The sequence below is a fragment of the Streptomyces sp. NRRL WC-3605 genome, from assembly GCF_001509795.1.
Lineage (GTDB): Bacteria > Actinomycetota > Actinomycetes > Streptomycetales > Streptomycetaceae > Streptomyces > Streptomyces viridochromogenes.
Genome location: NZ_LLZN01000045.1, coordinates 335,517 through 359,188, shown reverse-complemented (window position 1 = coordinate 359,188; position 23,672 = coordinate 335,517). Strand labels below are relative to the sequence as shown.

Below are 23,672 nucleotides of genomic sequence, written 5' to 3'. Positions count from 1 at the left end.
GGGCGAGGGCGGGCGTGGTCGTGCAGGGCGGGGGCCGGGGGCGAGGGCGGGCGTGGTGTGCGGGGCGCGGGCGGGGGCCTTCAGGGCGTACGCGGGCGCGGGGCGGTGGCGGGCGGTGCCGCTCAGGGGTGGGTGGAGTGGTCCGCCGTCGTGGGCAGGGGGGAGGCGGCCGCGGCCCGCGCGATGTTGCGGGCCATGCCGCCGAACACGATCGCGTGGAAGGGCGATACGCTCCACCAGTACGCGTGGCCGAGCAGCCCGCGCGGGTGGAACAGGGCGCGCTGGCGGTAGCGGGTGCGGCCGTCCGGGCCGGTGAGCGCGCGCATCTCCAGCCAGGCCAGCCCCGGCAGCCGCATCTCCGCGCGCAGCCGCAGCAGCCGGCCCGGCTCGATCTCCTCGACGCGCCAGAAGTCCAGCGAGTCGCCGACCCGCAGCCGCGACGCGTCCCGCCGCCCCCGGCGCAGCCCCACCCCGCCGACCAGGCGGTCCAGCCAGCCGCGCACCGCCCAGGCGAGCGGGAACGAGTACCAGCCGTTCTCTCCGCCGATGCCTTCGACGACCCGCCACAGCGCCTCGGGCGAGGCGTGCACGATGAGTTCGCGGTGGTCGGTGTAGAGGCTGCCGCCCGCCCAGTCGGGGTCGGTGGGCAGCGGGTCGCTGGACGCGCCGGGCACCGACGCCGACGACCACCGGGTCGTCACCCGCGCGTCGCGCACCTGCCGCAGCGCGAGCCGTACCGCCTCGTCGAAGCCGATCGGATGCCCCGGCGGATCGGGCACGTACCGGGCGATGTCGTGCTCGCGGCACACCACCTCGTGCCGCAGCGACTCGGTCAGCGGCCGGGCGATGGAGGACGGCACCGGTGTCACCAGGCCCACCCAGTGGCTGGACAGCCCCGGGGTGAGGACCGGCACCGGCAGGATGACCCGGCGGGGCAGCCCGGCCACCTGCGCGTACCGGACCATCATCTCCCGGTACGTCAGCACGTCCGGGCCGCCGATGTCGAAGGTCCGGTTCACGTCCGGCGGCATCAGCGCGCTGCCGATGAGGGCGCGCAGGACGTCCCGCACGGCCACCGGCTGGATACGGGTGTGCACCCAGCTCGGCGTGACCATCACGGGCAGCCGTTCGGTGAGGTAGCGCAGCATCTCGAAGGAGGCGGAGCCCGAGCCGATGATGACGGCCGCCCGCAGCACGGTGGCCGGCACCGGGGAGTCCAGCAGGATGCGCCCGACCTCGGCCCGCGAGCGCAGATGCGGGGAGAGCTCGTGCTCGGGCACACCGGCCGGGGTGAGGCCGCCCAGGTAGACGATCCGCCGGACGCCCGCGGCCCGCGCCTGCTCGGCGAAGGTCCGCGCCGCCCTGCGGTCGGTCTCCTCGAAGTCCTTGCCGGTGCCCAGCGCGTGCACCAGGTAGTAGGCGACGTCGACGCCCTCCATGGCGCGGGCCACGGACGCGGCGTCGGTGACGTCGCCGCGCACCACCTCCGCGTCCGGGGCCCACGGGTGGTCGCGCAGCCGTTCCGGTGAGCGTGCCAGGCAGCGCACCTGGTGCCCGGCGCCGAGCAGTTCGGGCACCAGGCGCCCGCCGATGTATCCCGTGGCGCCCGTCACCAGGCACCGCACTCCCTCTCGCACCGCGTCGCGTTCCATGCCGTCGGTCGTCCTCACCTGTCGGGGCCTTCATGAGGACTTCCCCGCCGGGGACCGTCCGGGATGCGGGCGCGGCACGGCACACCCCCGGACGGGCGAACGAGCCGGAGGCGGGCGAAGTCGTGGACATGCCCGCGGCCGCCCGGGGCAGACGGTGTGTACCGGGCAGGAGAGGACGATCCGGCCCGCGCTCGACGATGTGGGAGACGGTGTGGAGGTGGCTGCCGCCATGGGTGCGAAGGTGTTGGAGCGGTTTCCGGCGGGATCTCCGCGCGGATCGTGGCCGGCGGAGGAGTACGCGGCCGAGCGCCGCGCCGAGGGCGAACCCGCGACGGTGGTCATGGACCTGAAGTCGGACGCCTTCCTCGTCGTGGTCCCCGCGGGCGACGACGACTGATCCCTCCCGGCGGAGGGGCCGCCGAGGGTGCTCCTGGCCGACCCGCTCCGCCCGCGCGGGGCGAGCAGGTCGGCGGCAAGGTGCCGGGCGCGGTCGCCGAGCGGGTGGTCCAGGGTGGTCATGACGAATTCTCGCGGCAGAATCCCGCGGGGTGTCGATCCGGGCGCGTGCCGTTCGTGTAGACGGTGAGAACCGCTACGACGCCGCAGGAGGCCGCCGTGAAGTACTACCTGCTCAATGTGATGCAACCGGTCGGGGAGCCGCCCGCCCCGGAGGTCCTCGCCGAGATCGGGAAGAAGCTCGACGCCCTCAACCGGGACCTGCGCGAGGCGGGGGCCTGGGTGTTCGCCGGGGGACTGTACGGCCCGGAGTCCTCCACGGTGCTGCGCCCCAGCGACGGCGACGTCCTCGTCACCGACGGGCCGTACGCCGAGGGCAAGGAGATGCTCGGCGGCATCAGCCTCATCAAGGCACCCGACCTGGACGCAGCCCTGGAGTGGGGCCGCAGGCTGGCCCTGGCCACCACCCTGCCCATCGAGGTCCGGCCGTTCGAGGACGAGGCCGGGGACTGATGACCGCACCGGACGTCGAGACCGTCTTCCGTGCGGAGTACGGCCGCGCGGTCGCGGTCCTCGTCCGCCTCCTCGGCGACATCGACCTCGCCGAGGAGGCCGTCCAGGACGCCTTCACCACCGCCCTGGAGCGGTGGCCGCGCACCGGTTTGCCGCCGAGTCCGGCGGGCTGGATCATCACCACCGCCCGCAACCGCGCGATCGACCGGCTGCGCCGCGAGGCGACGCGGGACGGACGGCACGCGCAGGCGGCCCTGCTGCACGCCCCCGACGCACCGCCCGAGGAGGGCCCCGTGCGCGACGAACGGCTCCGTCTGATCTTCACCTGCTGCCATCCCGCCCTCGCCATGCCCGCCCGGGTCGCGCTCACCCTGCGCCTGCTCGGCGGGCTCACCACCGCGCAGATCGCCCGCGCCTTCCTCGTGCCCGAACCGACGATGGCCCAGCGGCTGGTGCGGGCCAAGGCGAAGATCCGCGACGCCGGCATCCCCTACCGGGTGCCGCGCGACGCCGACCTGCCCGACCGTCTCGCCGCGGTGCTCGCGGTCGTCTACCTGATCTTCAACCAGGGCTTCGAGGGGGAGTCCGGGCTGTGCGAGGAGGCCGTGCGCCTCGGACGGCTGCTGGCCGAACTCATGCCGGACGAGCCCGAGGTCACCGGACTGCTGGGCCTGATGCTCCTCGTCGAGTCCCGCAGGGCAGCCCGCCGGGGCGAGGACGGCACGCTCGTTCCGCTCCTCGAACAGGACCGCCGCCTCTGGGACCGCTCCCTGGTCGCCGAGGGCCAGACGCTGGTGCGACGGTGCCTGCGGCGCGGCCGGCCGGGCCCGTACCAGATCCAGGCCGCCATCCAGGCCGTGCACAGCGACTCGCCCGGCCCCGCGCACACGGACTGGGGGCAGATCCTGCGGCTCTACGACCAGCTGATGGCCGTCGCGCCGAGCGCCGTCGTGGCCCTGAACCGTGCCGTCGCGGTCGCCGAGACCGAGGGCCCGGCACCTGCTCTCGCCCTGGTGGACTCCCTCGAACCCGACCTCGACGGCTACCGCGTCCTGCACGCCGTCCGCGCCGACCTGTTGCGCCGCCTGGGCCGGACCGCTGAGGCCGTCCTCGCCTACGAGCGAGCCGTCGAGCTGTCCGAGAGCCCGGCCGAGCGCGCCCACCTCTCCCGACGGCGCCGGGAGATCGCGCCGGAACGCTGACCTCCGGGGAGGCCGTGCGGCCCGACCTGCCTTTCCCACGGCCGAGTTGACTGGTCTACACCCTTGACTGGTACAGACCAAAGCGGTTGAGTGTGTCCCCACACCCCCCACCACGGCCGCCCCCACGCCGTGGCCGACCTCGTCGGCGCGTGCGCACAAGGCCCTTGATTTGTCATGCCCTTGTCCGGGTGCGGCCGTGCTCTCCGCAAAGGAGCTGATCACGTGCTGAAGCGCCGTCTGGCCGCACTCGTCTCCTCGCTCGCCCTGGGCAGCACCGCCCTGCTGCTCCAGCCGGCGCAGAGTGCCTCCGCCGCCGGATTCGTCGTCAGCGAGGCCCAGTTCAACCAGATGTTCCCGGGCCGGAACTCGTTCTACACCTACAGCGGCCTGGTCGCGGCGCTGAGCGCCTACCCCGGCTTCGCGAACACCGGCAGCGACACGGTCAAGAAGCAGGAGGCCGCCGCCTTCCTCGCCAACGTCAACCACGAGACCGGCGGACTCGTCCACATCGTCGAGCAGAACACCGCCAACTACCCCCACTACTGCGACCGCGGCCAGTCCTACGGCTGCCCGGCGGGCCAGGACGCCTACTACGGGCGCGGCCCCATCCAGCTGTCCTGGAACTTCAACTACAAGGCCGCCGGCGACGCCCTCGGCATCGACCTGCTCAACAACCCCTGGCGCGTGCAGAACGAGGCGGCCGTCGCCTGGAAGACCGGCCTGTGGTACTGGAACACCCAGAGCGGCCCCGGCTCCATGACCCCCCACAACGCCATGATCAACCAGGCGGGCTTCGGTCAGACCATCCGTTCCATCAACGGCTCCCTCGAATGCGACGGGAAGAACCCCGCGCAGGTCCAGAGCCGCGTCGACGCCTACCAGCGCTTCACCCGTATCCTCGGCGTCTCACCCGGCGGCAACCTGTACTGCTGACCGCCCTCCCGGGCCCCACGGCGTGTGCGACACTCCGCCGATGACCACCGGAACGATCACCGCGCACGCCGCGGGCACCTGGGACCTCGGCGACCTGTCCGTCAACCGCCTCGGCTTCGGCGCGATGCGGCTGACGGGCAGCGCCGCCTTCCACCACGGCGTCCCCAGCCGGAGGGACCGCTCCATCGCCGTCCTGCGCGCCGCGGTCGAGCTCGGGGTGAACCACATCGACACGGCCGCCTTCTACTTCTCCGCGCTGCGCTCCGCCAACGAACTCATCAACACCGCGCTGTCGCCGTACGCCGACGACCTCGTCATCGCCACGAAGGTCGGCCCCCACCGCGAGTACGACGGCGAGTGGGGCACCGCCGCCCGCCCCGACCAGCTGCGCGGCCAGGTCGAGGAGAACCTCCGCCAGCTCGGCCGCGACCACCTGGACCTCGTGTACCTGCGCCGTATGGGGCAGGACTCCATCGCCGAGCACTTCGGCGCCCTGGCCGAACTGCGCGAGGCCGGGCTCGTCCGCCACCTCGGCGTCTCCGCCGTCCAGCCGCACCACCTCGCCGAGGCCCGGGCCATCGCCCCCGTGGTCGCCGTCCAGAACCGCTACGCCCTCGACCGGCCATACCCGGACGCCGACGAACTGCTGCGCCTGTGCGGCGAGGCCGGAATCGCGTTCGTGCCCTTCTACGCGGTGGCGGGGGACGCCGGGGAGCACGGCGCGACCGACGCGCACGACGCGGAGGTCCTGGCCGTCGCGCGGGCGCACGACGTCACCCCGGCCCAGATCCGTATCGCCTGGACCCTGAGCCAGGGCCCGCACGTCCTGGCCATCCCCGGCACCGGCAACCCGGACCACCTGCGAGAGAACGTGGCGGCGGGCGCGGTGCGTCTGACGGAGGAGGAGCTTAGGCGGCTGAACGCGGTCCGCGGGCAGGGGAGTTGAGGCCCGTGCGGTTCCGGCGCGGGGGCAGGCCGCGCCGGTGGGCCGTCGGCGGCGGATGCGCCGGTAGTCCGTCGGCGGCGGGTGTGCCCTTTCCGGGCGTGCCCGCCTCCCTGTCCGGCGCCCGCGCGGGCCCCTCGTCCGCGCCCGTCGGCATGCCCTCCCCCAGGACTGGCGTCACCCACGTTTTACGTATAACCTCTCCCGCTAACCACCCGTCCCGGAAGGCCCCGATGTCCCATCTCGCCCTGGTCACCCTCGTCGTCGACGACTACGACGAGGCGATCCGTTTCTACACCGACGCCCTCGGGTTCCGGCTCGTCGAGGACGCCCCGAGGCCCGACGGGTCGCGCTGGGTCGTCGTGGCGCCGGACGGGCAGGGCAGCGGACTGCTGCTGGCCCGCGCCAAGGGGGACGGGCAGCGGGCGCGCGTCGGGGACCAGACCGGCGGACGGGTCGGGTTCTTCCTGCACACCGACGACTTCGCCCGCGACCACGCCCGTATGCGCGCGGCCGGCGTGACCTTCCTGGAGGAGCCCCGCCACGAGCCGTACGGTTCCGTCGCCGTCTTCCAGGACCTGTACGGCAACCGCTGGGACCTGCTCCAGCCCGCCGGCTGACCCGCCCCCTCCCGTCGCACCCCGCCCGATTCGAGAAAGACCGCACCATGACCGCTACGCGCGTAGACGCCGATGTGATCCGCCGCCTTCCGAAGGCCGTCCTGCACGACCACCTCGACGGCGGACTGCGCCCCGCCACCGTGGTGGAACTCGCGGCGGAGATCGGGCACACCCTCCCCACCACCGATCCCGACGAGCTCGCCGCCTGGTACTTCGAGGCCGCCAACTCCGGCGACCTGGTTCGCTACATAGCCACCTTCGAGCACACCCTCGCCGTGATGCAGACCCGCGAGGGCCTGCTGCGCACGGCCGAGGAGTACGTCCTCGACCTCGCCGCCGACGGCGTCGTCTACGGCGAGGTGCGCTACGCCCCCGAGCTGAACACCCGGGGCGACCTGACCATGGCCGAGGTCGTGGAGACCGTCCAGGAGGGCCTGGCCGCCGGGATGGCCAAGGCGGCGGCCGCCGGGACGCCCGTGCGGGTCGGCACGCTGCTGTGCGGCATGCGGATGTTCGACCGGGTGCGCGAGGCCGCCGACCTGGCCGTCGCCTTCCGGGACGCCGGTGTCGTCGGCTTCGACATCGCCGGGGCCGAGGACGGCTTCCCGGCCGCCGACCACCTCGACGCCTTCCAGCACCTGCGCCGCGAGAGCGTGCCCTTCACCATCCACGCCGGCGAGGCGCACGGTCTGCCGAGCATCCACCAGGCCGTGCAGGTCTGCGGCGCCCAGCGCATCGGCCACGGCGTGCGGATCACCGAGGACATCGTCGACGGCAAGCTCGGCCGGCTGGCCGGCTGGGTGCGGGACCGCAGGATCGCCCTGGAGATGTGCCCCACGTCCAATCTCCAGACCGGTGCCGCCACGTCGATCGCCGGGCACCCGATCACCGCGCTGAAGGACCTCGGCTTCCGGGTCACCCTCAACACCGACAACCGGCTCGTGTCCGGCACGACGATGACCCGCGAGATGACGCTGCTGGTCGAGGAGGCCGGCTGGACGGTCGAGGACCTGCGCACGGTCACGGTGAACGCCGTCAAGAGCGCGTTCATCCCGTTCGACGAGCGCAAGGCCCTCCTGGAGGACGTCGTCCTGCCGGGCTACGCGCTCTGAAGGAGCCCGCGGACGTAGGCGGCCTGTCCGACGTGCTGGAGATCGTCGGACAGAACGCTGACCAGGCGGACCCCCAGCGTGACCGGCGGGTCCCAGTGCTCGTCCACGACCCGTTCCAGGTCCCCCGCGGTCAGCGTCCGCAGCGCGCCCAGGGACTGCTCGTGCACGGCGTCGTAGTAGCCGGTCAGCAGGTCGCCCGAGGAGACCTGGACCTTGGCGACCTTCGCCGGGGTGTGCCCGTAGCCGGTGTCGTGGCGCGGCAGGTCGAGCCCGAACCTGCGGTGCCAGTCCTGTGCCAGCCACACCTGTTCGAGCCCGAAGGCGTCGGCGATGTGGTCGTCCTGGATCCGGGTGAGATGCCAGATCAGCCAGGCGACGGAGTTGGCGTCGGGGGAGGGCCGGGCACCGAGATCGTCGGGGCCGAGACCCTCGACGGCCGCGTGGACCTCTTCGCGGATACGGCCGTAGCCCTCGATGAGGATGTCCTTCGCATGCATGGCTCCACCATCGCGCATGTCCGCGTCAGGCGCCCTCGGTCTCCAGCAACCCCATCAGCGCCCGGGCGGCCGGACTGGTGGCCTGCTCCGGCGGCAGCAGCGCGACCGTCCGGTACACCGTCTCGCCCGCGCCCTTGACCGGCAGGGCCGTGAGGGACGGGCGCTTGTGCCGGAAGTGGCGCGGCACGACGGCGATGCCCAGGTTCTCGTCGACCAGGTCCAGCAGCCCGTGCACGTCGTTGACCTCCAGGGCGACCGTCCGGCGCACCCCCGCCGCGGCGAACACGCTGTCGGTGGCCCGGCGCGGCCCCCAGTCCGGGTGGAAGTCGACGAACACCTCGCCGCCGAGGTCCTCGGGGGTGACCGCGGCGCCGGTCAGAGCGAGCGGATGGCTCGGATGGCACAGCACCGTCATGGGCTCGCTGGTCAGCGGCACGGTCCGCAGCTGGTCGGTCTCCTCCTGGGCGGTCCGCACGGCGAAGGCGAGGTCGAGGCGCCCGGCCGCGACCTCCTCCGCGAGCGCGCCGGAGCCCGCCTGCCGCAGGCAGATCTCCACGTCCGGGTGCTCGCTCCGGAAGGCCGCGAGCAGCCCCGCCACATTCACTCCGGCGACGCACTGCTCGGAGCCGAGCGCGAGCATCCCGCGCAGCACGCCCTGCACGGCCGCCACCGCCTCGTGCGCGGCCCGCACCTGCGCCAGGATGCGCTCTGCCTCGCACAGCAGCGCCCGCCCGGCCGGGGTGAGCGTCACCCGGCGGGTCGTCCGCACGAACAGCGGCGTCTGCAGTTCCCGCTCCAGGGCCCGGATGGAGGCCGACAGGCCGGACTGGGACACCATGAGGCGTTCGGCCGCGCGGGTGAAATGCTGGTCCTCGGCGACCGCCACGAAGTGCTGGAGATGGCGCAGTTCCATGATTGAGCAGCTTAGTCGTTGAATCCCATCTGATTTACCTGTTGGACCACTGCCCGCAGGTCGCGACAGCATGGACGGCGACCGGAACGGCGTCGCACGCGCGCCGCCTCCCCGTGTGCTCACCCCTCTGGAGTCGCGTTGTACACCGCACACCCCGACCGCTACGCGGACATGCCCTACCGGCGCACCGGACGCAGCGGCCTCAAGCTCCCGGCGCTGTCGCTCGGCCTCTGGCACAACTTCGGGCCCGACCGCCCCGCCGAGACCCAGCGCGCCATCCTGCGCCGCGCCTTCGACCTGGGCGTCACCCACTTCGACCTGGCCAACAACTACGGCCCGCCGCCCGGCGCCGCCGAGACCGCGTTCGGCGAGGCGCTGAAGGCGGACCTCGCGCCCTACCGGGACGAGCTGATCATCTCGACCAAGGCCGGCTATCTGATGTGGCCCGGCCCGTACGGCGAGTGGGGTTCGCGCAAGTACCTGCTGTCCTCGCTGGACCAGAGCCTGAAGCGGATGGGCCTGGAGTACGTCGACATCTTCTACTCGCACCGCCCCGACCCGGAGACTCCGCTGGAGGAGACGATGGGCGCGCTGCACTCGGCGGTGCAGCAGGGCAAGGCGCTGTACGTCGGCATCTCCAACTACTCGGCGGAGCAGACCCGCGACGCCGCCCGCATCCTGGGCGAGCTGGGCACGCCCCTCCTCATCCACCAGCCGCGCTACTCGATGCTCGACCGGCGCCCCGAGGACGAGGGCCTGCTCGACGCGCTCGACGAGCTCCAGGTCGGCTCCATCGTCTTCTCCCCGCTGGAGCAGGGCCTGCTGACCGGCCGCTACCTCGACGGCATCCCCGAGGGGTCGCGCGCGGCGAGCGACAGTCCGTTCCTGAACTCCGACGCCATCACCGAGGACCTGGTCGCCCGGCTGCGCGCGCTGAACGAGATCGCCGCGTCCCGCGGCCAGACGCTGGCGCAGCTGGCCCTGGCCTGGGTGCTGCGCGGCGGCCGGGTCACCTCGGCGCTGGTCGGCGCGAGCAGCGCCCGCCAGATCGAGGACAGCGTCGCCGCGACCCGCAACCTGGACTTCGACGCGGAGGAACTGGCCCGCATCGACGAGGCGATCAAGGGCTGACCCGTACGGGAGGGAGGCTCAGGGGCCGATCCGCTCGGTGAGGCGGACGGTGACCGTGTCTCCCTCCTCCTTCCCGATGGCCCTGCGCACCTCGGCCTTCACGGGAAGCTTGTGGGTGCCGTCCCCGAGCGCCATGAACGAACTGCGGAAGGGGTGCCCGTCGACGGTCCCGCGGACCTTGACCAGTCCGCGGGTGCCGAAGAAGGCGGCGGACCGTGGCCAGACCACATAGGTCCACCCGCCTTCGGCGGGGCTCTTCCGCAGGACGGCGGTGAACTCGGCGTCCAATGGCGTGTGCGTGCTCATGGCGTCCTCCGGGGCGCGGCGGTCTTCCGGGACCGGGGCGGTCCTCCCGCCTCCGCAGGGACAGACCCCCGCGCCCCGTCGAACTCATCGCCCGGACCCGACCAGGGCCCCGTCTCGTTTCGGCCAACACCCGCCGTGAATATGCCAGGAGACTGGCCGGAAAGTCATGGTGACAGTGTTTCAGTAGTGAACATACTCGACAGCGAGGGTGCTTCACATGGGGCGACGGCGCGCTCACACACCGCTCACGCGCCGCACGGGAAGCGAGGTCCGCCGACAGGCGAACACGGGCACCACGGGGGAGGTCACGTGCACGACGAGTTCCTTTGCCACGTCACCGCGTACGGCGTCTGCGACGGACGGCGGATCGGTGTACCTCTCGGGACCTACCGTGCCCCCACCCTGGCCCTCGCCCTGTGGTGGCTGCGGGACCGGGCGTCCTGGATGGCCGAGCGATTAGACCCGCGACCGGAGTCCGAGCACATCCCGCCCGGTGCGCTCGTCCCGGTCGCCGACACCGTGCCCGACGTCCCCGCCGTGCTGCGCGCCTGGTGCGGTGACGTGGACCAACAAGAGCTGATCGCCGATGAGTTGGCGGCGGGCCGACTCGTGCGGATCGCCTTGAGCGACGACACCACCGAGTACGAACTCCTCGCCGAGTCGGTGGACGCGCTGCGCATGCAGCGCACCGTCCCGGCCCTGATCGTGCCCGTCGGCTAGAAGCCCGCTCCGATGCCCCGGTCGGAAGGCGATCAGGCGCGGATGCGGACAGATCGATAGAATTCAGGCATGGCGGAGCGTTCGATCGCACCGACTGCCCCCGTACTGGTCCTGGAGACCGAGGCGGGCTTCACGGTGATGACTCCGGGGCGCGACTACCACGTGGGGCGCGACCCTCTCAGCGACATCGTCATCGACGACTCGCGTGTCTCCTGGCACCACGCCGTGCTGCGGCCCGAGGCCGACCACTGGACCCTCGCCGACGAGAACAGCACCAACGGCACCTACACCGACGGGCAGCGCGTCGACCACTGGGACGTCGGCCCCGGCACCGTCATCCGCTTCGGCAACCCCGCCGACGGACCCCGTGCCGTCCTGCTCGACCGCCCCACCCCGGCCGCCGCCAGGCCCGAGCGCCCCTCGGCCGTGTCCATGCCCAGCCACACCGGCACCTTCCGGCAGCCCACCAACGTCCGGCCGCTGCCCACCCGCACCATCCGCGTCGGCCGCGCCACCGACAACGACCTCGTCGTCGACGACCTGATCGTCTCCCGCCACCACGCCGAGCTGCGCGCCCTGCCCGACGGGACCTACGAGATCACCGACCTGGGCAGCCACAACGGCACCTACCTCAACGGCAGTCCGGTCACCCGCGCCCCGATCGCCGAGGGCGACATCGTCGGCATCGGCCACTCCGCCTTCTGCCTGGTCGGCGACCAGCTGCAGGAGTACGTCGACACCGGTGAGGTGTCCCTGGAGGTGCAGGACCTCGCCGTCGCCGTCGACCACGGCCGCAAAACCCTGCTCGACCACGTCTCCTTCCCGGTGGGGGAGAAGTGCCTGCTCGCCGTCGTCGGCCCGAGCGGCGCCGGGAAGTCCACCCTCCTGAACGCCCTCACCGGGCAGCGCCCCGCCGACCACGGCACGGTCCTCTACGACGGCCGCGACCTCTACCACGACTACGCCGAGCTGCGTCAGCGCATCGGCCTGGTCCCGCAGGACGACATCCTGCACGGGCAGCTGACCGTCCGCAGCGCCCTGTCCTACGCCGCCGAACTGCGCTTCCCGCAGGACACCGCGAAGGCCGAACGCCGGGCGCGGGTCGACGAGGTCATCCACGAACTGGGCCTGGAACAGCGCGCCAAGCAGCCCGTGCACAGCCTGTCCGGCGGCCAGCGCAAGCGCGTCAGCGTCGCCCTGGAACTGCTGACCAAGCCGTCGCTGCTCTTCCTCGACGAGCCGACCAGCGGACTCGACCCCGGCATGGACCGCTCCGTGATGCACATGCTGCGCGGCCTCGCCGACGACGGCCGCACCGTCATCGTCGTCACCCACAGCGTCCTCAGCCTCGACGTCTGCGACCGGCTCCTCGTCCTCGCCCCCGGCGGGCGCATCGCCTACTACGGGCCTCCCGAGGAGGCGCTGGCCTACTTCGGCTTCGACCAGTGGCCGGAGGCCTTCGAGGCGTTCGAACGCGACCAGGAGCGGGACTGGGCCGGCGACTACCGGACCTCGCCCCAGCACCGGCGCTATATCACCGACGCCACCGGGCAGCCGCGGCAGGACCGCACCGACCCCGTCGTCATCAGCCGGCCGCCGAGACCCCGCAGCCGCGGCGCCCAGCTGCGCACCCTGATCCGCCGCTACGCCGCCGCGCTCAGCGCCGACCGCACCTTCCTCATCATCATGATCGCCCTGCCCTTCGTGATGGGGGTGATGGCACGCGCCCTGGCCGGCAGCAAGCTGACCCAGGAGACGGCGATGAACGCGCTGCTCATCCTGTGCGTCGGCGGCGTCCTGACCGGTGCGGCGAACGCCGTGCGCGAACTCGTCAAGGAACGGGTCATCTACCAGCGGGAACGGGCCGTCGGACTGTCCAGATCGGCGTACCTGATGTCCAAGGTGGTGGTCCTCGGGACGATCACCGTCCTCCAGGCCGTCGTCCTCACCCTGGTCGCCCTGCTCGGCGTCGACCTCAACGCGCCGCGCGGCGAAGGCGTGCTGCTGCCGCCCCTGGTCGAGATCACCGTGGCCGTCGCCCTGCTCGCGTTCACCGCGATGATGCTCGGGCTCGTCGTCTCCGCGATGGTGCGCAAGGAGGAGGTGACGATGCCGCTGCTGGTGCTGCTCGCCATCGTGCAGGTCGTCTTCTGCGGAGCCCTGCTGCAACTGCACGGCGTCCCCGGTCTGGAGCAGCTGTCCTGGCTGGTGCCCTCGCGCTGGGCGCTCGGCGCCATGGCCGGCACCGTCGAACTGTCGAAGATCGTGCCCGGCGACCTGACCGGCGACCCGCTGTTCGAACACTCGGCGGCGATCTGGCTGTTCAACATCGGCATGCTCGTGGTGCTCTCGCTGATCTTCGGCTTCCTCGTCTCCCGGCTGCTGCGTCGGCGTGAACCCGTCGTGATGCGGAAGTAGGCACCGATGGCGACTCCCGGATTCCGGCCCACCCACGTCGTCCCCCAGCACGGCATGCCCGCGTGGGAGACCCCCGACCCCGATCGGCCCACCGTGGCCCTCGATCCGCTGCTGCCCGTCCAGCTCACCGAACGCCGGGGCGACTGGGGGCACGTCCTGTGCGCGAACGGCTGGTCCGCCTGGGTCGACGCCCGCGGTCTCGTCGCCGTCCCCCCGGACCCGCCCACCGCCGGTGCGGGCCCGCTCGCCCGCACCGCCGACCCGCGCCCGCTGCTCGCCAGGGTCGAACGGGCGCTGGGCGGGTACCGCTCCGCCGTCGAGGAACTCGCCGCCGGCGGTCTGGACGGTGAGGGGTTCCACGCCCGCACGCACGGGGTCCGGGTCGGGATCGTCGTCGACGGCGAGTCCGTATGGCTGTACGACACCGATCACGAGCGGTGGGTGTACGCGGACGGGGCGCGGATGAGCACCTACGCGACGGACGACGCTCCCCACGCGCGGGCCGAGCCCGGGCACGCCCCGACGCAGGTCGTGACCCCCGATGGCCCGTGAGACCAGCCTGTTCTCCGGGCGGCCCTCCGAGCTGATCGGACGGCAGGTCGCGGGTTACCGCATCGAACGCGAGATCGGCCGGGGCGGTATGGCCGTGGTCTACCGGGCCCGGGACCTGCGCCTGGAGCGCACGGTCGCGCTGAAGCTGCTCGCGCCGGAACTCGCCCGCAACGACACCTTCCGCCGCCGTTTCACACACGAGTCCCGCGCGGCCGCCGCGATCGACCACCCGCACATCGTGCCGGTGTTCGAGGCCGGTGAGACGGACGGCGTGCTGTACATCGCCATGCGGTACGTCGCCGGCAGCGACCTGCGCCACCTGCTGGACCAGCAGGGCCCGCTGCCGGCCCCGACGGCCCTGCGGATCGCCGCCCAGATCGCCTCCGCGCTCGACGCCGCCCACGAGAACGGCCTCGTCCACCGGGACGTCAAACCCGGCAACATCCTCGTCGCGCGCGGCACCGACAGCGACCACCCCGAGCACGCCTACCTCACCGACTTCGGGCTGACGAAGAAGTCCCTGTCGCTGACCGGCTTCACGACCGTGGGCCAGTTCGTCGGCACCCTCGACTACGTCGCGCCCGAGCAGATCTCCGGCAAGCCGGTCGACGCGCGCTGCGACGTGTACGGCTTCGCCGGTGTGGTCTACGAGTGCCTGGCCATGCGTCCGCCGTTCCAGCGCGACGACGACATGGCGCTGCTGTGGGCCCACCAGTACGACGAACCGCCCCCGCTGACCGAGGCGCGCCCCGACCTCGCCCCGGCCGTGGACGCCGTGTTCGCCTCCGCGCTGGCCAAGAGCCCCGACGACCGCCAGGACTCCTGCCTCGCCTTCGTCGCCGAACTGCGCGCGGCCGTGGCCGGCGGCACCCGCGGGGCACACCCGCCCACCCGGGTCGACCACGACGTCGCCCACCTGGCGGAACCCCGCCCCGCGCCCCCGGCCACCGCCCCCCGGGACGCCACCGGCGCCGGCCGACCCATGGCACCCCCGCCGGAACCACCCCCGTGGGCGCTTCCGGTGTACCGCCGTTGATCAGCCGTCCTCGGAGCGCCGGGCCCCGGGTGTCGTCGCCGACGGGACCTCGCCGCGATGCCGCAGGCGGCGGGCGAGCAGCCCGCCCAGGAATCCCGTGACCAGACCCCACAGCAGGGCGAGGCCCAGGGCGCCCCAGATCCCGGGCCGCAGGAAGAGGTCGCCGGCCAGGCCGCCGCCCAGGTCGCCGATGCCGAGGATGGACAGGCCGTAGCGCGCGGAGATCCGTCCGACGAGGCAGATCATCAGCACCGTGAGCGCCAGCGCGACCGCCATGTGCAGCGCGTGCTGCCAGGGCCGCACCCGCGCGGGTGAACGCCGGGCCATCACGACCGCGGCGGCCAGCAGCAGTACGGCGTCGACGACGAGCAGCCACCACGCCCGGCCGTCCTGCTCGGCGAGCGTGCGCAGGTTGACCTCCGACACGTCCCGGCCGCGCAGCACCTCGTCGAGGACATGCGGCATGGGCAGCCCGAACGGCCCTTCCACCCGGCCGTTCCAGGTCGCGCCGAGGCCGATCGTCAGCGCCAGCCATACGAGGTTCGGCAGCCCGAGCAGCAGCACCGCGAACGTCTCCGCCACATGGCCGCGCGTCGCCGCCACCACCAGACCGATCACGACGCCCAGCACGACGTACGCCAGCAGCAGCACGACCATCGCGTACGCGGCGGGACGTACGGACTCCTGGAAGCGCAGCAGGCGGGCAGGCAGCGGGGCGCCGCGTGCCACCAGCAGCGCCAGCGCCAGCACGCCCAGCAGCCACAGGGTGCCGAAGACGACGCTCGGCGCCACGTCCGAGGTGAAGCCGACCTTCGGTTCGATGCCGAACAGGTCCCCCAGATCGCCCAACGCGTCCTCGCCGAGGTCGCCCAGCGAGAGGGTGAAGGTCTGCCGCGCCCCGAAGGACAGGGCCAGCATCGTAAGGACCCACAGGCCGGCGATCCGGCCCGCCCAGCCCGCCAGTTCCCCGCCGCCCGCGACCGCCCGGTGCCGCAGCGGCCGCAGGAACCCGGCCGCCAGCACCAGCGCCCCGGTGAGCGTCACGGACAGCGGGATCACCGTCAGTTCGGCGTCGGACGAGGCGAGACCCCCGGCGCTGCCCGTGAGTTCGACCGTGCCGCCGACCGCGGTGACCACGGTCGCGGCGACCACCCGGGGGAAGGCCCCGTCCGGCAGATCGGCCGCTCCGGCCGCCCACAGTCCCAGCGCCGCGACCACGCCCATGGCGACAGCCGTCGCCAGGACCACGGCGATGGCCTGCACCCAGCCGTGGGCGGCGACGGCCGGACGGGAGGGGGTCTGCGCGCTCACGCTGCCCACGCTAAGCAGCACCCCGGTGCGCCGCCCCCCGGGAGAGCCGTACGCGTCGGCTTGCGAGCCCCGAGGGGCCGGAGCACAGAATGAGAACGAAGCACACCGAACCATAGGAACTGCGACAAGAGCGGCACTGCGGTGTCCCGGTGTCGCGGGACCGGCCGGGCGGCCTGCGCGCCGCCGGTGTCCCGCGGGAACCCGCGTCGGGAAGAAGGCCTCGTGAGCGTCGACCCTCCGTCGTCCGGCCGTCCCACAGGACCGCCCTCGGGCCCCCTGTCGGGTCCCTCCCAGCCACCCTCGGGACCGCCCTCCCAGCCCCCGTCCGGCGGTGGCGGGGGTGGTGGCGCCGGTGCGACGGGCGGCCCCGGACCGCAGCCGCCGTGGTGGAGGTCCGTCCCCCGTGTCGCGGCCCTCACCGCCGTGGTCGTGGCCGCCGTCGTCGTCGCCGTGATGCTCTCCCGCGGTGACGGCGGCTCGAACAACACCGCGGCCGACGGCGAGGTCTTCCTGACGGCGGCCGACAAGAAGGGCCCCGACCCCTTCACCGAGTCCACCGCGAAGGACAGCACGACCGAGCGTGCCACCCCGTCCGCGGCCACCGAGTCGGCGCCCTCGAACGCCGTGCGCGCTGTCGACGGCGGAGCGGCCGGCCTCTACGGCGGCACCCGTGACGTCGCCAGCTGCGACGTCGAGAAGCAGATCCGCTTCTTCCGGGACGACCCCGCCAAGAACAAGGCGTTCGCCTCCGTCGCCCACGTCGAACCGTCCGGTGTGCCCGCCTACCTGCGCTCCCTGACACCCGTGCAGCTGCGCATGGACACCCGTGTCACCAACCACGGATTCCAGGACGGCGCCGCCACCAGCTACCAGGCGATCCTTCAGGCCGGCACCGCCGTCCTCGTCGACGACAAGGGCGTGCCCCGGGTGCGCTGCGCCTGCGGCAACCCGCTCACCCCGCCGGTCGAGCAGAAGGGCACGCTCCGCCGCACCGGCGACTCCTGGCCCGGCTTCCGCTCCTCCGAGGTCGTCGTGGTGACGCCCGCGAACAAGCCGGTCGACGAGTTCGTCATCTACGACGACGAGCACGACGAGTGGATCGCCCGCGAGCCCGGCGACGACGTGCACAAGGACAAGAAGACCGACCGCCCGGACAAGCCATCGCCGTCGGTGAGCGAGTCGACGTCGACCTCACCGGGCACGGACACCCCGACGAGTCCGGGCACCTCCACGCCGGAGACGTCCACACCGGAGACCAGGACGTCCGAGCCGACCACCGAGCCCGGGACCACGACGTCCGAGCCGCCTCCGGACGGCGGTACGACGACGACCACGGGCTCCGCCCCCACGGAACCGGGGACGGCGTCGTCGTCGCTGTGACGTACAGCGCGTCACGGAGGTGGACTGCACGGCGCCGCACTGGGTACGAGGACTGGTGCAGTAGCGTCCGGCGGTGCCGGCTTCCGAGAGAGAAACGATGATCGACGTTGTGGACGGGGCAGTGATTCCGACTGGTTTCGACGTGCCCGTGGAGCCGCTGCGGCGCGCGGCACACTTCAGCGGGGAACAGGGCTGCATCGCCGAGGCGCGGTCCTTCGCCGCGCTGTTCCTCGGCCGGCTCAGGACCGAGTGGTGCGCCACCATCGGGCAGCCCGTCGAGGACAAGGTGCTCCTCGTGGTCAGCGAGCTGATCACCAACGCCGACCGGCACAGCAACGGCCCGTACATCCTGGACCTCGAGGGCACCGACGACACCGTGTCGATCTGCGTGTACGACAGCAGCTCCGCGCTGCCCCGCCGTTTCCCCAAGGACCCCGAACGCATCGGCCGGCACGGACTGGAGATCGTGCACGCGCTGGCCGCCGAGGTCGTCGTGGAACGTGTCCCGGTCGGCAAGCGCGTCCGCGCGGTCCTGCGCCTCGGCGCCGAGTGACGGCGCCTCCGCCCGATTTCGTCCAGGGCGGAACGCGCACACCTTCCCCTGACGCTCCCGGCTCCTAGGCTGGGCAGGTGAGCGAACAAGCGCCGAACGAAGCCCGCGTCATCCCCCTGCGCCGAGCGGCCGTCCGTCCGGCCGCCGTACGCCCCGGGACGACCCGCCCCCCGTCCGAACGCCCCGCCCCCGCCCGGCCGTCCACCGCGCCCGGCACCGCCGCGCCCACTACCACGCCGCCGGCGGCCGCGCCCAGGGAGCCCCTGTGGCGCGACCTCGTCGGCGACGTCCTGCGCCGCGAACGCCTCGCCCAGGAGCGCACGCTCAAGGACGTGGCGGACGCGGCCCGGATCTCCATGCCCTACCTCTCCGAGGTGGAGCGCGGCCGCAAGGAGGCGTCCTCCGAGGTCCTCGCGGCCGCCGCCCACGCCCTGGGCCTCGGCCTGGGCGACCTGCTGACCCTGGTCCAGGGCGAGTTGACCCGGGTCACCTCCCGTCGGGTGCCCCCGTCCGGACGCGGCCGCTCCGGCTCGTCGTACGACGGGCTGTGCCTGGCCGCGTGACGCGGCGCCGGCGCCTCAGACCCGCACGAGGCGCCGGCTCACCACCTCGTCGGCCAGCCCGTACGCGACGGCCTCCGGCGCCGTGAACACCTTGTCGCGGTCCATGTCCGCGCGCAGCGTCGTGATGTCGTGGTGGGTGTGCCGCGCCAGCACCTCCTCGACCTGCGAGCGGATGCGGACCATCTCCTTGGCCTGCAGCGCCAGATCGGACACCATGCCCCGGCTGCCGCCGGTCGCGGGCTGGCCCAGCAGGACCCGGGCGTGCTCCAGAACGAACCGCCGGCCCGGGTCCCCTCCGGCCAGCAGCACCGCCGCCGTCGACGCGGCCTGCCCCACGCAGAACGTGGAGATCGGCGCCTGGACGTACGTCATGGTGTCGTAGATCGCCATGAGCGAGGTGTACGAGCCGCCCGGGGAGTTGATGTACAGCGAGATCTCGCTCTCCGGCGCCGACGACTCCAGGTGCAGGAGCTGCGCGATGACGACGTTGGCGACGCCGTCGTCGATCTCGGTGCCGAGGAAGATGATCCGCTCCGACAGCAGCCGGCTGAACACGTCCGAGGACCGCTCGCCGTGCGCGGTGCGCTCCGTGACGTACGGAATCGTGTAGTTGCCCATGATCACAGTCCCATCCGTCGCCGGGAGGCGGCCGGGCGGACGTCCGCGAGGGACTCCAGGACCCGGTCCACCATGCCGTACTCCCTGGCCTGCTCGGCCGTGAACCAGCGGTCGCGGTCCCCGTCCCGGGAGATGGTCTCCGGGCTCTGGCCGGTGTGCTCGGCGGTGATCCGCTCGATGGTCCGCTTGGTGAACTCCAGGTTGTCCGCCTGGATCTCGATGTCCGCGGTGGTGCCCCCGATGCCCGCCGACGGCTGGTGCATCATGATCCGCGCGTTCGGCAGCGCGTACCGCTTGCCCGCCGTGCCGACACTCAGCAGGAACTGGCCCATGCTGGCCGCGAACCCCATCGCGAGCGTCGAGACGTCGTTCGGGATGAGCCGCATCGTGTCGTAGATGGCCAGGCCCGCGTGGACCGAGCCGCCCGGGCTGTTGATGTACAGGCTGATGTCGGTGCGGGGGTCCTCCGCCGACAGCAGGAGCAACTGGGCGCACACCCGGTTGGCGGACGCCTCGGTGACCTCGGTGCCCAGCAGCACGATCCGCTGGCCCAGGAGTTGGGAGGCGAGCTGGTCGTCGAAGCGGGTCGGCGGGGTCTCGCCCTCCTCCGCGCGGGGCGCGAGCGTGACAGGTGGAGTCATCGGTCCTCCTCGGTGATGGGTTGCCGTCGCCTCCACTGTCGGCGGGGCGGGCCCCCGCCGGCGGCTTTCTCTGCCTGCGGCAGATCGGCCGAGGGCAGAGCGCCCCGGGCCCGGTCGGCACCGCCCGGTGTTTGTCGGACATCGGGGCTCCGCTTACGATCGGCTGCCACCGCAGCCCCAGGAGCCCCGCATGCCAGCCGCCCGTCCCCGCGTCCTGTACGTCAGCGACCTCGCGTACCCGGCCCGCGGGCGCCGCTACTGCGACGAGGACATCCACCTCACCTCGCGGCTGCGCGAGGACTTCGACCTGGCGCTGTGCCACCCGCGCGACGCGGCGGCGCTGATGGACGCCTTCGACGCGGTCGTCGTCCGCAACAGCGGCCCCGTCCTCGGCTACCAGGACGTGTACGACGACTTCCGGCGCCGCGCGCTCGCGGCCGGGGCCCGCGTCTACAACCCGCTCACGGGCAAGGGGGACATGGCGGGCAAGCAGTACCTGCTCGACCTGACCGCCGCCGGGTTCCCCGTCATCCCCACCGTGGACCGGTCCGAGGACCTGCACCTGCTGTCCGGCACCGGGCGGTACGTGGTCAAGCCGAAACTCGGCGCCGACTCCATAGGGCTGCGGATCGTCTCCGCACCCGAGGCACGCGAGGCCGCCGACGGAACCGTCCTCGTCCAGCCGCACGTCGACTTCGCCTACGAGGTGTCCTTCTACTTCGTCGACGCCGCCTTCCAGTACGCCCTGTACGCGCCGCACACGGACCGGCGCTGGCAGCTCGAACCGTACGAACCGAGCGCCGCCGACCTGGAGTTCGCCCGGCGCTTCGTCGACTGGAACGCCCTCGGGCACGGCATCCAGCGCGTCGACGCCTGCCGCGCCCCGGACGGCGCCCTGCTGCTGGTGGAGCTGGAGGACCTCAACCCCTATCTCTCCCTGGACGCCGTGGACGACACCCGGCGGGACGCCTTCGTCGCCGCCCTGAAGGAGTCCCTGCGCCGTTTCGTCACCGGTGCCGCGCCGGCGGGCGCCTGAACCGGGCGGGCGGCACCGCCGTATCTCTCTGCGGGGATTGGCCAGCCCGTGCACGACGGGACGGAAGGAGAGCGGTGTGCCCACCCAGCCCGACCCCGCGGAACCCGGCGAAGGACCGGCCCTGGAGCCGATCCACGTCCTGCGCCCACGCCGAACCGACGCGCTCGCGGAACTCTTCCGCGAATGGGAGGAGGACACCGCCGGCGGATACGAGACCGTGGCGCTGCCCCGGTCCGCGCCGGGTGCCGAGGACGCGACGCAGGAGCTGCCGGCCGTCCCCGGTGACGGCGGGACCGTCCCGTACGGCGGCGCCGCTCCCGCTCCGGTCGCGCACAGCGCGGGATTTCGCCGTACCGCCCTCGTGGTGACCGTGACGGCCGCCGCCGTCCTGGGCTTCGGCGGGGCCCTCCTGCTGGTGGAACGCGACGGCGGCGGCTCCCGGGCCGAGGCCCGGGAACCCGCCTCGGACGCGAAGCCCTCCGCCTCCGCGTCCGAGGCTCCTGGCGGAGCCGCGCCCGGTGCCGACGCGGGCTGCACCGCGTCCTTCCGGACCGTCTCCAGCTGGCAGGGCGGCTTCCAGGGGGAGGTGACGGTGACCGGCGCCCCGTCCGCGGCCGTCTCGGCCTGGACGGCGACGGTCGTACCGGCCGCCGGCGCCCGGCTCACCCAGGTCTGGGACGGCACGCTGTCCACCGGGACCGACGGCTCGGCGACCGTCGTCAACGCGGACTGGAACGGCGGCATCGCACCGGGCGGCAGCGTCACCTTCGGCTTCCTGGCGGCGACCGCGTCGGACGCCTCGCCGTCGGCGGAGGTCAGCTGCGCGGCGCGCGGCGAGTCCTGACCGCGGGTGCGCCGGGGTCAGCGCCCGCGCTCGACCAGTGCCTGCGACACCGCGCGGACACTGCGCGCGATGTGCTGGAGCTGCATGACCTCGGCCGCGTACATCTTGATGGTGTGCTCGATGACCGACTCGGGAAGCCCCAGCGCCGGCAGGTCGGCCCGGGCGGTCTGCAGCGCGGTGCGCGCGACCCGGATCTCCTGCTGCACCTGGATCTGCGCGTGCCGGGCCAGCAGGACGGGGTGGCGGATCAGGGCCGGGTAGCTGGCGTAGCGGGCCGGCACGAGGTCGCGCAGCCACTTCGCCGCGGAGCGTTCCCAGTCGTAGGAGCCGGGGGTCTTGACCTGGCACGGCCAGTCCGGGCTGATGCGCGTCGTCGTCAGGGGCATGATCATCGCTTCCACGGGGTGTGCGGCGTCGTCCGGGGTGTCCGACGGGGTTTCGGCGCGGCCCCGGCCTAGGGGATGACCGGGGCCGCCGCCACCGGGCACACGCGCAGGCGGTGCCCGACCGAACAGCCCGTGCGCCGACGCGGGTAGGAGACGGCGGCAGGAGCTGTTCGTTGTGGAGCCCGACGCGGCAGCCGGGATGCACACGACGGATGGGAGGACGTGTGCATGAGCGGACCGGCTGCCTTCTGTCGGGCGGGTGATGCGTGTGCAGTATTTATATATGCCGTCTGGTTTGCAAGGCGTATGAAAACATTCATGCGTGATTTGAAGCGAAAGCTGCCCGTGTGCCGTGGTTCGGCAGGTGGGGTGGGAGCGGTCCCGTCAGTCCCGCAGGAAGAACTGGTGCTGCTCGGAGATCTGCTCGTAGTCCTCCAGGCGCCCCTGGGTGCGCTCCGGATCGGCGTCGGTCATGGCCTGGAGCAGCGCGGCCGCCATCACACCGGGCGCCGCGTACGAGTCGAAGACCAGGCGGGAGCCGGTGCCCGTGGCGAAGACGACGTCGGCGGCGTCCGCCACCGGGCCGAGCGCGAGATCGGTGACGAGGGCGATCTTCAGGCCGGCGCCGCGGGCCACCTGCACCGCGGTGAGCGTCTCCTGGGCGTGCCGGGGCATCGAGAACGCCAGCACCCAGGTCCCCCCGGCCTCGCGCGACTGGAGCAGGGCGTCGTAGGCGACGCTGCCGCCCCGGGTGACCAGGCGTACGTCGGGGTGGATACGGCGGGCCGCGTAGGCGAAGTACTCGGCGAGGGAGGCCGAGATGCGCAGCCCGAGGATGGTCAGCGGCGTGGAGCGGGACAGTTTGCGGCCGACCTCGATCACCTCGTCGGGGTCGACGAAGTCCCGCCGCAGGTTCTCCAGGTTCTCGATCTCGGCGTCCACGGCGGCCTGCAGCTCGTTGGCGCCGTTCTCCTCGGACGGGGGGCCGCCCGTGAACGTCCCCAGGGCGATCGACTGGAGCTTCTCCCGCAGCGCCGGGTAACCGCTGAAGCCCACCGCGGCGGCGAACCGCGTCACCGACGGCTGGCTGACCCCGACCCGCTCCGCGAGATCGGTGATCGACAGGAACGCCGCCTCCGTGAGGTGCTCGATCAGGTACTGGGCGATCCGGCGCTGCCCGGGCGACAGCCTGGGCTGGTCGAAGAGGTCCCTGAGCTGGGAAGTCGGGGAAGCCTCCGCTTCCGGAGCGGTCTTACCCGAAGTGATCGCGGACGCCTGCGCGCGCGCCTGCTGGGGCGAGGGCGAAGGCGCGCCTCCTTTGTCTTCCACAGTGCTT

General features: G+C 72.8%; 26 protein-coding genes. 17 read left to right on the top strand and 9 right to left on the bottom strand.

Annotated elements, in window-relative coordinates; all coding sequences use genetic code 11:
- Positions 1-122: 122 nt before the first annotated feature.
- On the bottom strand, positions 123-1,652 hold the full coding sequence (locus ADL34_RS11675) for an SDR family oxidoreductase (RefSeq protein ID WP_062674147.1): 1,530 nt from the start codon (positions 1,650-1,652) through the stop codon (positions 123-125).
- A gap of 229 nt (positions 1,653-1,881) precedes the next feature.
- Between ADL34_RS11675 and ADL34_RS36355 the strand changes: the two genes are divergently transcribed.
- The 7 genes from ADL34_RS36355 (at position 1,882) to ADL34_RS11640 (ending at position 7,431) form a co-directional block, all read left to right on the top strand.
- Positions 1,882-2,049, top strand: a complete 168-nt coding sequence (locus ADL34_RS36355; protein WP_179199499.1) for a hypothetical protein — start codon at positions 1,882-1,884, stop codon at positions 2,047-2,049.
- A gap of 218 nt (positions 2,050-2,267) precedes the next feature.
- The gene (locus ADL34_RS11665) at positions 2,268-2,621 is read left to right on the top strand and encodes a YciI family protein (RefSeq protein WP_062674118.1); all 354 of its coding nucleotides are present in this window, start codon (positions 2,268-2,270) and stop codon (positions 2,619-2,621) included.
- Positions 2,621-3,823: an RNA polymerase sigma factor gene (locus tag ADL34_RS11660; protein ID WP_062674119.1), complete on the top strand. Its 1,203-nt coding sequence runs from the start codon at positions 2,621-2,623 to the stop codon at positions 3,821-3,823. Before ADL34_RS11665 ends, ADL34_RS11660 begins: the two co-directional genes overlap by 1 nt.
- A 225-nt stretch (positions 3,824-4,048) precedes the next feature.
- A complete protein-coding gene (locus ADL34_RS11655) occupies positions 4,049-4,756 on the top strand; it encodes a chitinase (protein ID WP_400090848.1) in 708 nt (235 codons plus the stop codon).
- Positions 4,757-4,796: 40 nt separating this feature from the next.
- Positions 4,797-5,702, top strand: coding sequence for an aldo/keto reductase (locus ADL34_RS11650; protein WP_062674124.1), 906 nt, complete (start codon positions 4,797-4,799; stop codon positions 5,700-5,702).
- Positions 5,703-5,932: 230 nt separating this feature from the next.
- Entirely contained in the window at positions 5,933-6,319 is a 387-nt protein-coding gene (locus ADL34_RS11645; protein ID WP_062674126.1) for a VOC family protein, read from the top strand.
- Positions 6,320-6,366: 47 nt separating this feature from the next.
- On the top strand, positions 6,367-7,431 hold the full coding sequence (locus ADL34_RS11640; RefSeq protein WP_062674129.1) for an adenosine deaminase: 1,065 nt from the start codon (positions 6,367-6,369) through the stop codon (positions 7,429-7,431).
- Here the strand turns inward: ADL34_RS11640 and ADL34_RS11635 are convergent.
- Positions 7,419-7,928: a mycothiol transferase gene (locus tag ADL34_RS11635; protein WP_143642257.1), complete on the bottom strand. Its 510-nt coding sequence runs from the start codon at positions 7,926-7,928 to the stop codon at positions 7,419-7,421. The genes ADL34_RS11640 and ADL34_RS11635 overlap by 13 nt on opposite strands.
- A 25-nt stretch (positions 7,929-7,953) precedes the next feature.
- The gene (locus ADL34_RS11630) at positions 7,954-8,841 is read right to left on the bottom strand and encodes a LysR substrate-binding domain-containing protein (protein ID WP_062674133.1); all 888 of its coding nucleotides are present in this window, start codon (positions 8,839-8,841) and stop codon (positions 7,954-7,956) included.
- Between the two features lie 138 nt (positions 8,842-8,979).
- Here ADL34_RS11630 and mgrA point away from each other — a divergent pair, with 138 nt between their 5' ends.
- Positions 8,980-9,972, top strand: a complete 993-nt coding sequence (mgrA, locus tag ADL34_RS11625; protein ID WP_062674135.1) for an L-glyceraldehyde 3-phosphate reductase — start codon at positions 8,980-8,982, stop codon at positions 9,970-9,972.
- An 18-nt stretch (positions 9,973-9,990) separates the two neighbouring features.
- Here the strand turns inward: mgrA and ADL34_RS11620 are convergent, their stop codons facing one another.
- Positions 9,991-10,278 (bottom strand): DUF1905 domain-containing protein, encoded by a 288-nt coding sequence (locus ADL34_RS11620; RefSeq protein WP_062674137.1) that lies wholly within the window; start codon positions 10,276-10,278, stop codon positions 9,991-9,993.
- A gap of 309 nt (positions 10,279-10,587) precedes the next feature.
- Between ADL34_RS11620 and ADL34_RS11615 the strand changes: the two genes are divergently transcribed.
- The 4 genes from ADL34_RS11615 (at position 10,588) to ADL34_RS11600 (ending at position 15,004) form a co-directional block, all read left to right on the top strand.
- Positions 10,588-10,998, top strand: a complete 411-nt coding sequence (locus ADL34_RS11615; protein ID WP_062674139.1) for a hypothetical protein — start codon at positions 10,588-10,590, stop codon at positions 10,996-10,998.
- Positions 10,999-11,067: 69 nt separating this feature from the next.
- Positions 11,068-13,416 (top strand): FHA domain-containing protein, encoded by a 2,349-nt coding sequence (locus ADL34_RS11610; protein ID WP_062674141.1) that lies wholly within the window; start codon positions 11,068-11,070, stop codon positions 13,414-13,416.
- 6 nt (positions 13,417-13,422) lie between these two features.
- Positions 13,423-13,968, top strand: a complete 546-nt coding sequence (locus ADL34_RS11605; protein ID WP_062674143.1) for a hypothetical protein — start codon at positions 13,423-13,425, stop codon at positions 13,966-13,968.
- Positions 13,958-15,004, top strand: coding sequence for a serine/threonine-protein kinase (locus ADL34_RS11600; RefSeq protein ID WP_079034479.1), 1,047 nt, complete (start codon positions 13,958-13,960; stop codon positions 15,002-15,004). The genes ADL34_RS11605 and ADL34_RS11600 overlap by 11 nt, the downstream gene beginning before the upstream one ends.
- Here ADL34_RS11600 and ADL34_RS11595 read toward each other — a convergent pair whose 3' ends face one another.
- Entirely contained in the window at positions 15,005-16,315 is a 1,311-nt protein-coding gene (locus tag ADL34_RS11595) for a streptophobe family protein (protein WP_062674149.1), read from the bottom strand.
- A gap of 222 nt (positions 16,316-16,537) precedes the next feature.
- Here ADL34_RS11595 and ADL34_RS11590 point away from each other — a divergent pair, with 222 nt between their 5' ends.
- From ADL34_RS11590 to ADL34_RS11580, 3 genes are all read left to right on the top strand, one after another.
- Positions 16,538-17,695: a DUF6777 domain-containing protein gene (locus tag ADL34_RS11590; protein WP_079034480.1), complete on the top strand. Its 1,158-nt coding sequence runs from the start codon at positions 16,538-16,540 to the stop codon at positions 17,693-17,695.
- 97 nt (positions 17,696-17,792) lie between these two features.
- Positions 17,793-18,248, top strand: coding sequence for an ATP-binding protein (locus ADL34_RS11585; RefSeq protein WP_062674145.1), 456 nt, complete (start codon positions 17,793-17,795; stop codon positions 18,246-18,248).
- Positions 18,249-18,325: 77 nt separating this feature from the next.
- Positions 18,326-18,811 carry a helix-turn-helix domain-containing protein gene (locus ADL34_RS11580; protein ID WP_062739785.1) on the top strand — a complete coding sequence of 162 codons (486 nt, stop codon included), beginning with the start codon at positions 18,326-18,328 and terminating at the stop codon, positions 18,809-18,811.
- A gap of 15 nt (positions 18,812-18,826) precedes the next feature.
- On the opposite strand, the gene ADL34_RS11575 is transcribed toward ADL34_RS11580, so the two are convergent.
- On the bottom strand, positions 18,827-19,429 hold the full coding sequence (locus ADL34_RS11575) for a ClpP family protease (protein WP_062672680.1): 603 nt from the start codon (positions 19,427-19,429) through the stop codon (positions 18,827-18,829).
- Between the two features lie 2 nt (positions 19,430-19,431).
- Positions 19,432-20,070 carry a ClpP family protease gene (locus ADL34_RS11570; protein WP_062672182.1) on the bottom strand — a complete coding sequence of 213 codons (639 nt, stop codon included), beginning with the start codon at positions 20,068-20,070 and terminating at the stop codon, positions 19,432-19,434.
- Positions 20,071-20,260: 190 nt separating this feature from the next.
- Between ADL34_RS11570 and ADL34_RS11565 the strand changes: the two genes are divergently transcribed.
- Positions 20,261-21,106, top strand: coding sequence for a hypothetical protein (locus ADL34_RS11565; RefSeq protein ID WP_062672184.1), 846 nt, complete (start codon positions 20,261-20,263; stop codon positions 21,104-21,106).
- 76 nt (positions 21,107-21,182) lie between these two features.
- Complete coding sequence (locus tag ADL34_RS11560) at positions 21,183-21,950, top strand: cellulose binding domain-containing protein (RefSeq protein ID WP_062672186.1); 768 nt, start codon at positions 21,183-21,185, stop codon at positions 21,948-21,950.
- Between the two features lie 17 nt (positions 21,951-21,967).
- On the opposite strand, the gene ADL34_RS11555 is transcribed toward ADL34_RS11560, so the two are convergent.
- Positions 21,968-22,342 (bottom strand): hypothetical protein, encoded by a 375-nt coding sequence (locus ADL34_RS11555; protein WP_062672189.1) that lies wholly within the window; start codon positions 22,340-22,342, stop codon positions 21,968-21,970.
- A 378-nt stretch (positions 22,343-22,720) separates the two neighbouring features.
- Positions 22,721-23,665 (bottom strand): MurR/RpiR family transcriptional regulator, encoded by a 945-nt coding sequence (locus ADL34_RS11550; RefSeq protein WP_062672191.1) that lies wholly within the window; start codon positions 23,663-23,665, stop codon positions 22,721-22,723.
- Positions 23,666-23,672: the final 7 nt, after the last annotated feature.

What these genes read in the sequence shown, in the direction of transcription:
- ADL34_RS11660 (WP_062674119.1), top strand. Translation starts at nt 2,621, where the DNA reads ATGACCGCACCGGACGTCGAGACCGTCTTCCGTGCGGAGTACGGCCGC.
- ADL34_RS11630 (WP_062674133.1), bottom strand. Translation starts at nt 8,841, where the DNA reads ATGGAACTGCGCCATCTCCAGCACTTCGTGGCGGTCGCCGAGGACCAG.
- ADL34_RS11555 (WP_062672189.1), bottom strand. Translation starts at nt 22,342, where the DNA reads ATGATCATGCCCCTGACGACGACGCGCATCAGCCCGGACTGGCCGTGC.
- ADL34_RS11645 (WP_062674126.1), top strand. Translation starts at nt 5,933, where the DNA reads ATGTCCCATCTCGCCCTGGTCACCCTCGTCGTCGACGACTACGACGAG.
- ADL34_RS11650 (WP_062674124.1), top strand. Translation starts at nt 4,797, where the DNA reads ATGACCACCGGAACGATCACCGCGCACGCCGCGGGCACCTGGGACCTC.
- ADL34_RS11600 (WP_079034479.1), top strand. Translation starts at nt 13,958, where the DNA reads ATGGCCCGTGAGACCAGCCTGTTCTCCGGGCGGCCCTCCGAGCTGATC.
- ADL34_RS11575 (WP_062672680.1), bottom strand. Translation starts at nt 19,429, where the DNA reads ATGGGCAACTACACGATTCCGTACGTCACGGAGCGCACCGCGCACGGC.
- ADL34_RS11675 (WP_062674147.1), bottom strand. Translation starts at nt 1,652, where the DNA reads ATGGAACGCGACGCGGTGCGAGAGGGAGTGCGGTGCCTGGTGACGGGC.
- ADL34_RS11640 (WP_062674129.1), top strand. Translation starts at nt 6,367, where the DNA reads ATGACCGCTACGCGCGTAGACGCCGATGTGATCCGCCGCCTTCCGAAG.
- ADL34_RS11610 (WP_062674141.1), top strand. Translation starts at nt 11,068, where the DNA reads ATGGCGGAGCGTTCGATCGCACCGACTGCCCCCGTACTGGTCCTGGAG.
- ADL34_RS11620 (WP_062674137.1), bottom strand. Translation starts at nt 10,278, where the DNA reads ATGAGCACGCACACGCCATTGGACGCCGAGTTCACCGCCGTCCTGCGG.
- ADL34_RS11570 (WP_062672182.1), bottom strand. Translation starts at nt 20,070, where the DNA reads ATGACTCCACCTGTCACGCTCGCGCCCCGCGCGGAGGAGGGCGAGACC.
- ADL34_RS11565 (WP_062672184.1), top strand. Translation starts at nt 20,261, where the DNA reads ATGCCAGCCGCCCGTCCCCGCGTCCTGTACGTCAGCGACCTCGCGTAC.
- ADL34_RS36355 (WP_179199499.1), top strand. Translation starts at nt 1,882, where the DNA reads ATGGGTGCGAAGGTGTTGGAGCGGTTTCCGGCGGGATCTCCGCGCGGA.
- ADL34_RS11585 (WP_062674145.1), top strand. Translation starts at nt 17,793, where the DNA reads ATGATCGACGTTGTGGACGGGGCAGTGATTCCGACTGGTTTCGACGTG.
- ADL34_RS11605 (WP_062674143.1), top strand. Translation starts at nt 13,423, where the DNA reads ATGGCGACTCCCGGATTCCGGCCCACCCACGTCGTCCCCCAGCACGGC.
- ADL34_RS11635 (WP_143642257.1), bottom strand. Translation starts at nt 7,928, where the DNA reads ATGCATGCGAAGGACATCCTCATCGAGGGCTACGGCCGTATCCGCGAA.